Origin of the sequence: Brochothrix sp., assembly GCF_017549435.1 — a bacterium.
In the GTDB taxonomy this organism is placed as follows: Bacteria; Bacillota; Bacilli; order Lactobacillales; family Listeriaceae; genus Brochothrix; species Brochothrix thermosphacta.
In genome coordinates this window covers 1-9,556 of record NZ_JAFYUW010000094.1, presented here as the reverse complement: position 1 = coordinate 9,556, position 9,556 = coordinate 1, and the positions used below count along the sequence as shown (strand labels likewise).

General features: G+C 32.8%; 7 protein-coding genes. 1 reads left to right on the top strand and 6 read right to left on the bottom strand.

Features of this window, described 5'->3' with window-relative positions:
- On the top strand, positions 1-165 hold a 165-nt coding region (locus IKV95_RS06220), incomplete at its 5' end, for a winged helix-turn-helix transcriptional regulator (RefSeq protein WP_287451531.1).
- Between the two features lie 627 nt (positions 166-792).
- Here the strand turns inward: IKV95_RS06220 and IKV95_RS06215 are convergent.
- The 6 genes from IKV95_RS06215 to IKV95_RS06190 form a co-directional block, all read right to left on the bottom strand.
- Positions 793-2,256: a helix-turn-helix domain-containing protein gene (locus IKV95_RS06215; RefSeq protein ID WP_029091437.1), complete on the bottom strand. Its 1,464-nt coding sequence runs from the start codon at positions 2,254-2,256 to the stop codon at positions 793-795.
- A 521-nt stretch (positions 2,257-2,777) separates the two neighbouring features.
- Positions 2,778-3,422 carry a beta-phosphoglucomutase gene (pgmB, locus tag IKV95_RS06210; protein ID WP_081312056.1) on the bottom strand — a complete coding sequence of 215 codons (645 nt, stop codon included), beginning with the start codon at positions 3,420-3,422 and terminating at the stop codon, positions 2,778-2,780.
- Positions 3,413-5,086 carry a glycoside hydrolase family 3 protein gene (locus tag IKV95_RS06205; RefSeq protein ID WP_287451527.1) on the bottom strand — a complete coding sequence of 558 codons (1,674 nt, stop codon included), beginning with the start codon at positions 5,084-5,086 and terminating at the stop codon, positions 3,413-3,415. The genes pgmB and IKV95_RS06205 overlap by 10 nt, the downstream gene beginning before the upstream one ends.
- A gap of 22 nt (positions 5,087-5,108) precedes the next feature.
- Positions 5,109-6,464, bottom strand: a complete 1,356-nt coding sequence (locus IKV95_RS06200) for an MFS transporter (RefSeq protein WP_069124975.1) — start codon at positions 6,462-6,464, stop codon at positions 5,109-5,111.
- 186 nt (positions 6,465-6,650) lie between these two features.
- On the bottom strand, positions 6,651-9,131 hold the full coding sequence (locus IKV95_RS06195) for a GH39 family glycosyl hydrolase (RefSeq protein WP_069124976.1): 2,481 nt from the start codon (positions 9,129-9,131) through the stop codon (positions 6,651-6,653).
- A 262-nt stretch (positions 9,132-9,393) separates the two neighbouring features.
- The gene (locus tag IKV95_RS06190) at positions 9,394-9,555 is read right to left on the bottom strand and encodes a helix-turn-helix domain-containing protein (protein ID WP_287451530.1); all 162 of its coding nucleotides are present in this window, start codon (positions 9,553-9,555) and stop codon (positions 9,394-9,396) included.
- Between the last annotated feature and the right edge of the window lies 1 nt (position 9,556).

The window sequence follows — 9,556 nt, the reverse complement described above, 5'->3', positions numbered from 1 at the left end:
TATAATCAAGTTCCGCCTAAAGTACAGTATTCTCTAAGTGATTATGGCGAAAGTCTTTCTGTTATCCTTAACAAGCTCTGTTTATGGGGTGAACAACACGTCGATCGCTTAGAAAACGAAGGCCTTGATGTTTGTTTGCTCAGTCGCGACGAAAAGTTAGCTTAATTTTTAATCAACACTAGTTATCCCCTCCAAAAAAGTAACTTATCATTAAAAGCGATAGTGATTTTTTTACCTTGAAGGCCTTATAAACACTTGAACAGCACCCTATAATATATTTTATAGGGTGTATTACTCGTTTATTAGACTTTTTCCACGATTTATATTCAAACAAAAAAATGCATAAACACTTAAAATTATATAGCTTTTTTCAATAGTTTTTTATCTGTTTAACCTGTGTTCTTTTGCCCCCATAAAAGTTGAGAATATATTTTCAGGCGTGTTTTTTATTCAAAAAATGTAATATCATACATATTCTTTTCTGTATAAGGTTGTATATTTAACCTATAATCATTACATAAATAAGCTGCTAATTTTACAAAATTAAAGATTATTAAAGTCCCATTGCTTGAATATTCAAATCCAATATTATCCCCTAGGACGTGATACATATTTTTTCATCTTACTCTTTAAAATAATCCAGTAGATCCTGATTTTTAGGGAAAATTCACTTCAATACTTCCTTGAGTAAGCGCTATAAAAAAATGAAGCAGATTATTCTACTCCATCAAAATTTAATTTACGGGGGTAACTTCTACTTTCAAAACTATTCTCGGACTTGTATTTGTTTTTTTATAATTTGATAGAATCGACTTCATTATTATGCAATTCAGCTTTATTTAGTTCAGTTAAAAACAATTTGATTCTCGTCGCTTGTTCATATGTTGGGACAAATCTTACTCTATAAGAGTACTTTGTATTATCATGCACAGTATATTGATCGGAGAGCACAATGTCATAAGTCTCTTCAGGCGAATAAGATTCCATTGCTAGCTCAAATTCCCCTAACAAATGATTTTGTATATGTCTCGAATAAAATTTTAAAAAAACAGGATCTTTTGAGGATTCGAGCCCAATTCTTGCAGCTGGTAATAGTTTTGAATAATTAATGGTATTATCCAACATTACACTATGAATAAAAATAAAAAAATCATCTTTATCGTCTTTGAAATAATCTGTTAGCTCCTCAAATATTTGTTTTAATTTCAATTTTAAAAGTGGTCGATGTTCCCTAAAATAACTATCATAATTCACATGTTCATCGTCGATAAAAAAACCTTCAAATACTAACATTCTTATGTAGATTTGGGATAATTTACTTTTAAAAGCAATGTCTATTTCAATATCATTAACTAAGTTTTTCAATTCATCTACAAATTTTTCCGAATAACGATACATGATGTTCTTACTTTGAACATGCTCTGAATAGATCAATGTCATTATTGATTGAGAGTCACCTAATAATGGAAAACTATTAGCCATTACAAATATGAAATGAAAATCATTCAACCAATTATCTCCAGAAATATTTTCATATTCAGTTTCTATTTTTGTTAATAACATTTCAAAAACGCGATTGTTTCGTATTACTTTTTTCATACCATAAGTAATTGAAACTAAATTACCTTGATTATTTCTCATCTCACAAATTTCATATAATAATAATAAGCGATTTTTATTTGCTTTTGTAATTTCAATATTTAAAATTGTTTCTGTTTTTTTTATAACGGATGAAAAATAACGATCGGTGGTGAACTCACTTTCAACACCCACCTCTAAATATAAACAATAATAAAAATAACGAATCTGATGTTCTTCCCCTAACAGCTTTGTATTCGTATTCATTTTAATATTAAAATCGGCTAAAATCGAACGATTAACATCTTTCAAAAGACGATAAAAAGTTGATTCACTGATATTTTCCTGCTCTATAAAATTAACACGTTGTTTATTACTTTTTAGTGCGTAATCAAGGATTTTATAACGTAAAGAATCGGAGATAAATTGCGAGACAAGTAATTGTTTCGTAAAAGCAATACCATACTCAAACTCAACATGATGTAAGTGTAATTTTAAAGTAGCATCTAAAAAAAAACTTTCAATTTCATCTGCTAATAGCAGTAAATATTTTTTCAACGTTTTCCGAGACAATAATAGATTCTCTTCTAAAACTTCATAATTCACGCTTTTATGCTTTTCTAGACTTGTCAGCAGATTATATTTTATTAATTGTTCTTTATCGAGTAATCTTTTCATATTTATCGTCCTCCTATTTGACTATGAATCTTTTGGCTATATAATAATTCTAACTTATCTAAAACAAATTAAGCAGCCATTAATTAGTTTTTAAATAGAATAAAATAAAACTACAATCAACTATAATCCATTATTTCTTTATACATAAAAAAGAGGCTGAAAATAACTATATAGCATACTAAATTGATTTTTTTCTTTAAAATTTTAATACAGACAGACTTTTTATATTAAAGGGTCTTCATAGTCATTTGAAATAATATACTCTGACAATTATATTTGTAATTTGCAGACCAAAACAGACGATAGTCTTCGAGGTTTTCAGTTGTTGTAGCTTAATTATCCTATTATCAAAAAATATTTTCATTCCATATACTCGCTTAAATTATTCTACAATCCGCGCCTTCACCATAGGATATTCCTTAATTACAACTGTATAGCATTTCGAATAACTACATAAACAGAAATAAGACTGTCAGTATCTTGGTTAAAAGATACTGACAGTCTTACTTTTTTAATATTATTTAAAATATATTTAATTTTAATTGCTGGGTTGAGGGTAAAATGATCTGCGCAGCTTTTAATTCGATATCCGAGCCAATGCCAACAGATAATATTCCTGCGGCATTTATAGCTTCTACTCCAGCAGCCGCATCTTCAATCCCAACACAATTTTCAAGCGGTACTCCTAATTGATGGGCACACTTTATGAAAATTTCAGGATCCGGTTTTCCTTTAATTAATAAAGATGGGTCCACAATTGTATCAAAACAACTACGTAAACCGATTTTATCTAAAATATACGAACCATTTTGACTTGCTGAGGCTAAACCAATACGAATATCGGCTCGTCTTGCTTCTTTCAAAAAAGGCTCAATGCCAGGTAAAATATCCTGCGGTGTCATCATACTAATCAATTTTTTATAGTAATCGTTCTTTTCAATGCACATTTTCTCCATTTTTTCTTCAGCGTAACCGACTGGAAGATCATTTTCCTGCAAGATAATTTTCAATGAGTCTAAACGTGATATTCCCTTTAAACGCGTCTCTACATCAGGTTCCAATTGTAATTGATATTTCTCCGCCAACCATGACCACGCTTTAAAATGGTAGGCAGCTGTATCTGTAATTACGCCATCAAGATCAAACAATATAGCTTTCAGTAACATTTTGTATCAAACCTCCCACAGAAGGCATCCACTGGGCTTACACCTTTGAATGGACTACGGCCTAATAATTTTTCGATTGTTGCTGCAACAACTTCTGATTGATTACTATAAGCATTAATATAAACTGGCACTCTAGGTGCATCTAGTAAGTGATATGGATTTCCAAAAGAGAGCATGATTGTTGGGATTTCTTTTACCATTGCGGGCATAAATTGTCCCATAGGCAAACCGAATTCCACACGATTCGTTGTTTGATTACTTTTAACTTGGTAATCAAGAACATACAAAATCACATCATAGCGCTCAATAATTTTAGCACTTGAACTCATCATCATCTCAATGCCAAATTGAAGGTCCTTGCTATCAGCAGTCATCACATTGAAACCCTCATTAACTAAAGTTTTTTCAATTTGTTGACTCGCTTTCAGCTCATTCCCTAATGGTAATAGTAGAATTTTTTTATCTTTTTCAACGTCTAAACGATGGAAATCGATGGCATTTTTAACGAGTGTAATGCCTTTATCGGCAACCTGTTCTTTCAATTGCTGTTGTTGTTCTATTGTTAAGCCCACTTGTTTAGGATGTTTGTTTTTTTCTAGAAGCGCTTTTGTACCGAGTATTCTCGTAACTGCTTCCTCTAGACGAGTAGGTGAAATAATACCTGCTGCAACAGCAGCATAAATACTTTGGTAATCTTCTTCTAGATCTTTGGTAAATAATAACATGTCACAACCCGCATTAATGGTTTCAACAACAGCTTGACTTCGTGGGTAAAAACTATTAAACCCACCCATATTAGAAGCGTCCGTAATGATTAAGCCATTAAAGTTCAGCTCACCTCTTAAAAGACCTTGTAATAAACTTTTTGATAACGTTGCTGGACGTAAATCATTATCAGCTATTGTTGGCGTAACGGAACGGTCATACGCAGGTAATAAAATGTGTCCAGCCATTATACAAGGTACTTCTTGCTCAATTAGTTGTCTGTATACTGCACCATATGACTGATGCCACTCATCGAGGGATAGTGAATTCACAGAGGGCAATAAATGATGGTCACGATCATCAACACCATCACCTGGAAAATGTTTAACAACAGGTAGAATATCATTATCGGAAAAAACATCGACACATTTAGCTGACATTGCTGCCACTTGATCGACTTGATCACCAAAACTGCGTGTTCCTGTTACAGGGTTATTGGGGTTGATTTGCAAATCAACTACTGGCGAAAAAGTCATATTTATGCCAGTACTAGCTGCCGTTTTTGCAACATCGTTCACAGCGTTTTCAACCAAATCAAGATCATTGGTGGCTGAAAGTAACATGGCACTTCCATATCCCGATTGATCGTTTAACAATGCATTGGCGCCACTTTCTAAATTAGCTGAAAAGAAAGGCTGAATGGAAAGTTCCTTTTCACAAAACGCCTTGATAGCCAGGATTGTTTTCTCTGAAGTGGGTCGGTACATTAGACCCCCAGGTTTAACTTTAGTTAACATACCTTCGATAATTTCTTTAGGATACATATCACTATGCATTAAGAAAAACAGTTGTCCGATTTTTTCCTGTAACGACATGGCTTCCATTTTTTTTATCAGTTCGTTTGCTTCATTGTTCGAAAAATTATATGGTGTGGTTGTTAAAATTTCTAGTTGTGTCATTATTCCAAACCCCTTTTCCATTTTAATCATGTTCGTGTTTGCCTTCTGCTAAGTCAGCACATATTTGTTTATATCTATCCGATGTTAAAATATAACTTCTCAACAAGAAAGCACTGATAACAAGACCTACTGCAGGAACAATTGCCAATACATATTGTAATCGCACTAATGTTTCAACTGTTTGAGTGCCTGTTGGTGTATAGCCAATACCTGTTAGAATCCAACCTGCAAAAGCGCCTGATAAACCTGTTGCTAATTTTGAACTGATTGTATTAGTTGAGAAGATAATACTTTCCGTACGATGACCCGTCTTCCATTCACCATACTCAACCGTTGAAGCAACCATGTTTGTAATAAGCAATGAGTAAACACCTAATAACGCATTAGAAACGCCATCAATCACGATGTAATAACTAGAAACATCCGTATTAATAATATATAACATTGAAATAAGTGCTTGGAATATAATAAAAACAGTCATGATTTTTTTATCGCTATATTTTTTAATTAATTTCGGAGCAAACGCGACCAGAAATAACGTTAGTGGCAAACTCAGCATTGATGCAAAGGACCCTAGACTATCATTACCCAATTGATATTTATAGAAGTAAATAACAAGGGCACCTTTTAAAGATACTGGGATATAAATAAACATCTTCGCCACGATGATAGAAATAAGTGGCTTGTTCGCTGATAAGGCACTAATCATTTGTTTAACAGTTACTTTTTCTTTTGCTGCTTTACCTTTAGAATCAACATCTTCTGTAATTAATGACAATGATTTCGCTAAAGTGACTCCTGCGATTGTAAAGATAACTGCTAAAATAATACTGAGGTAAAGAAAGCCAGTATTATAATTACCTGAACCGAGTAAATTCACTAACGGCATTTGTACAATTCCTAAACCAAAGGCTGCAAAAAGAATTCCCATTTTTGCTACTGTTAATAACTTCATGCGCTTTCCTTCTTCTTTTGTAATCGAAGGAACTAATGACCAATATGAGATATCAAAGAACGCATAGGCTGTCCAAAATAAAATCGTTAGGATATAGATATATACTAAGTAGGCGCCTTGGCTAATTGGCGGGTGGTAAAATAAGGCCACCAATAACAAACTAATGACAACTGGCATTACCGTAATGTAGGGCTTATACTTTCCCCACTTTGTGTCAGTCTTTTCGATTAAGACAGCTGCAATTGGATCTGCAATCAAACCATAAATACGAACAACTAATAATACCGTTCCGATTGTTGCGGCTGAAAAACCAGCTGCTTCAGTGAAAAAAAACAAATAAGCACCTGTCATCAAACCATAAATAAGATTTTGACCGATTCCTCCAAACGTGAAATTCTTAATAATCTTATTGAAATTATTCATATTTTCACTCCTCTAACTTTTTAATACCTTAAGTATAGTGATTCTGAAATTTAAAAACTAACTGTCTCACCCTTTTAAACTAACGAATCCTTTACCAATTAAAGCGCTTCCAATTCAAAAATCCTGAAAATTGTCAAAAAAAAGAGAGTGTTATGTACTAACCTCTCCAATTTTATGGCAACACTGTTATTCCTCTCTATATTTCAATGAAATTAAACGCACTTCATGCGGCAACATTGTCAATTCTAATGAATATTCATCCTTTATTTCAACCATACGACTGCTGACTGCTGGAGTAGCTGTTTCTTTAAGATGGCGTTCTAATGTCATACTGTTTTCCAACGCGCCCGTTGCCAACCACTTGTCATAGGCAGAACCCTGTAATTGATTCACTTTTTTCTCTGTTACCTGATAATAACCAGGTTCTATTTTTCGCAGCAGGTAAATAACTCGCTTTTCCATTTTATGCTTAAAAACATTATAGCGTTCCTTATCTGTAATATGTGCATGATTAAACTCTTTGTATAGATTATCGTATTCCTGAAAATTATGAACTAATATTTGATAATTCTTTTTACGATCGGTTGTTATTATCAAATGGTCATCCTGATACACAACTGTTTCTGTTAACTCTGCTAACAAGCAAAACGCATAATAACTCGGTTTTTTTATACCTTCACGCGTAACTAAACCAAAACCTCCATAAAACAGATCATCGGTTAATTGAATTTCAGGGAATATATCTGATAACGTCCAAAATGATAACACATCAACATGTCTATATGCTGAAATAACATTTTTAACAATAAATGACGCCATGAACACCGTATCGTGTATTAAATCAAATAAATCGGATGAAGAATTCCACTCAGTAACCACTGTACGATGATTTTTAATACTATCACTCTGTTGTATCTTATCTTTAATATTTTTAACCATCTTCTCGATATAATCAGGTTCAGCATAATGATAGAGACCTTTTCGTGATGTTGGTAAAATAGAAATATCCGAAAGGTTCTTTTTCCATTCAATCGGATAAATATGGTATGTAAAACTTTCTAATTCTAGCTTCTCTTTGCTGATATATTCCAGCGCAACGTCCGTCCAATCATGTTCTGTAATCGCCCAGCTTGTTGTACTAAATCCACTTACTTTTAAGTTTTTATGACAGCTTTTAATTGCATGGTAAGTGTCTTTGAAAAAAACTAAATAATCCATTTGTGTTCCATGCCAATAAAAATTAGTAATATCTGGTTCATTCCAAATTTCAAACTCCCAACTTAGAACTTCATCTATACCGTATCGACCAATTACATGTCGTATAAAACCACTTACGAGTTTTTTCCATTTATGGATATCTTTTGGCATTGTTGTATTTGCCTTCCAAAAATACATTGTTTTATCTTCACTTGCCAATTCTTTAGGCATGAAGCCAATTTCAACAAAGGGCTTTAAGTGATTGTTTACAAAAAAATCAAAGATCCGATTAATCGTTCTAAAATTAAGCATCACTTCACCGTCAGCATCTTCATGATAAACCATCAACTCATCTGAAAAAATACCGTGAAATCTAACAAACTTAATACCAATGTCTGTCTGAGCTAGTAATAACTGTTGCCGTACATCAGCATCCAATAAATCTTCTGCTCGGCCAATACCAACTGTTTGTATTAACTCTTTTTTAAACGACCCACCATTGGTTGCCACCATATCAACAACTCCATTAACAAATGTCATTTCTTTTTCCATATGCATTTGCGTATTCGTCTCTTTAACCAATGCAAACAAACTCGTTAATGAATCATTTTTACTTAAATTGATGTAGTTGTATAACCTATTTTGAATCTCATCATCCGTATATTCAAGACGACTATTTTTAATCCTAAATTGCTTTGGTGTCATATGATACCTTTTTTTGAATTGATCATTGAAAGAACTCAATGAAACAAAGCCATGGTTCAAACTAATTTCACTAATATTTTCATCTGTTTGCAACAAATCGTAACATGTAAGTTGCATACGGTAACTCATAATGTACTCTGAAAGATTGACTCCCAAATTTTTTTTAAACAAACGTGACAAATAGGATTGATTAAAATTAAATTGCTTTGCTAAACTACTTAATGTAAGCTGATTCGAAATATTATCATTGATATAGAATAAAATTTTGAACATCAAATCATCGAGATGTTCAATTTCACTACTGTCTCTTTCTATTAATAACAACTCTGTCAATGTCACTAATAGTTGTAAAATATTGATTTTCCGCTCAATACGACTAAGATTTCCTTTCAACTCTATCACTGCAAACTGTACAAGTTCTTTTACAATGCCACTCTCTAGTATAACTTTATCGGGCTTAACAACAAAAATCTTATCGCGATAAGATGGCATTTCCTGATTGATAAATTCACTGCTAATTTGAATAACCGATACAATGTTCCCAGCCGTTCCTTCCAACGAGTGACGCACTAGACTTGGAACAATAATCACGTCTTCTTTATTTAATTCATACGTCTCTTTGCCAATGTGAACAGATAACTGCCCTTCAATAACCATAATAATTTCAATAAATTCATGCCAATGAAATGGTACCAACCTTACTTCATGTAATAAATGATTGTAAGGCAAATCTCCGTCAGTAAAATTAACTTTTTCAAAATACATCGTTAGCCACAGCTCCTCATTTTGATAACGTTTTCACATCGCAAGTATAAATTAATTTCACACTGTATTCAAATCAATTTACACTGATTGATTATTTTCAAAGGATCCTTGTGACACTTCAATCTGGAGAAATTCCACCTTCCTTTACCTACTTACAACTTACACTGCTGTAAAATAATAATACTGCTAACACCAGGCATCCTGATACTAGCAGTATTATCTATTTATGAAAGATTCTGTTCTGATTTTAATGCGACTCTATTTACTCATCTGAGTACTCTAAAATATCACCTGGTTGGCACTCTAACACTCGACAAATTTCATTCAGAGTCGAAAAGCGGATAGCACTGACTTTACCGGTTTTTATTTTTGATAAATTAACATTTGCGACGCCGACTTGCTCTGATAATTCTTTCAATGACATT